Annotated in this window: 1 protein-coding gene; it reads left to right on the forward strand. The window is 38.1% G+C overall.

Translation table 11 applies throughout. The features are described from left to right. Window positions 1–343 precede the first annotated feature (343 nt). On the forward strand, window positions 344–1,369 hold the full coding sequence (locus tag GNE10_RS34425) for a diguanylate cyclase (RefSeq protein WP_185570497.1): 1,026 nt from the start codon (window positions 344–346) through the stop codon (window positions 1,367–1,369). Window positions 1,370–1,459: the final 90 nt, after the last annotated feature.

Below are 1,459 nucleotides of genomic sequence, written 5' to 3' on the forward strand. Positions count from 1 at the left end.
GTAGAAATTAGTTAGTATAAATTTAAATTTCAGCAATCGTACTAATAAATACACACTGTTAAGAGGATATTAAAATTGAAGGTATTTTTTAAATTTAGCGTTAAAAACACATATAACAAGAAACATAAGTGAGCCGAAAGGCTACTTAAAAAATAAAAAGCTCAAATTCAAAACCAAATTACCTGAGTTCGAGTTATGGGTTACAAACTATTGTCACTTCTTAATTGATTGAAGTTTTGGAATTTCTATTGTTGTCCGATCCGGTCAATTTATTATTAAACGACAAGAACAACAAATTTTAATTTAATCTGTCTTCTGAAAATTTAAATACTGTAAAAAAGCAATGAATATTTCCATTTTGGTTTTTGGAAATAACAATTTCTGCAACACACTTCCAGATCGGATACGTTATGCGATCGCCTTTAATGTAAAAGTTATCGATAATCTCAATCAGGCGGTGTCCTACATTCAAATGACACCCCCCGACATCATACTTGTACAGGGTAGCTTAGATGGCAGTATGAAATTGTGCAGTTGGTTGAAAGACCAGACAAAGCTATCATGGATTTACTGTATTTTCTGTGAAGACCGTCGCCAACAGATCGATGAGAGAAAAAAATACGGTTGGCACAGGGAATTAGAAATGACTACTGCAATGTTAAAGCAAGGAGCTGATGCTTATATCTGGCATCTGATTGATGAACAAACAGAGGAAAACTTGGCAGAATTGACCGCCAATCATGGGTTAATACTGGCCCAATTAACCGTTGGCTTGCGGAAAGCGCAAAAATACCGAGATTTGATTCGTACAAATGATTTATTATCAGCCATCGCCTTAGCTGATTCATTAACAGAATTAAATAATCGCCGTGCTTTAGAATGGGATTTACCCAGGCAAATTAAAAAAGCTAGAACTCAGAAAACTTCCCTGAGTTTGATTATTTTAGATATAGATCACTTCAAAAAAGTTAACGACACTTACGGACATTTAGTTGGCGATCGCCTTTTGCAGCTATTATGTCAGCGTCTACGACACAACCTGCGTTTTCAAGACACCGCATTTCGCTACGGTGGTGAAGAATTTGTAATTCTTCTAGCAAACACCACTGGCGACGAAGCATTAATTGTAGCCCGTCGTCTCAATCGCATAGTCAGCGACGAACCATTTGCCATCAATAATAAACTGACAATTAACATCACCATTAGTTTAGGCACAGCCTCCTTAGAAGCTGAAGACGACGACCAAGGAGAAAGTCTGCTCAATCGTGCCGATCAATGCCTACTACAAGCAAAAACTACTGGACGCAATCGGGTTATCGCCTCCAAGTATTTATCTCATATTCCCCATTTGAACGTTGTTTCTTCGTGAAAGTTGGGAATTAGGGGTGTTGCTGTTGACTGTTGACTGTTGACAGAGGAATTTGTCTCCCTTGTCTCCCCATCTCCCCATCCCCCCATC

Origin of the sequence: Nostoc sp. 2RC (assembly GCF_014222165.1) — a bacterium.
Lineage (GTDB): Bacteria > Cyanobacteriota > Cyanobacteriia > Cyanobacteriales > Nostocaceae > Nostoc > Nostoc linckia.

Excerpts from the sequence above, each read along its gene's own strand:
- GNE10_RS34425 (WP_185570497.1), top strand. The coding sequence starts at position 344 with ATGAATATTTCCATTTTGGTTTTTGGAAATAACAATTTCTGCAACACA.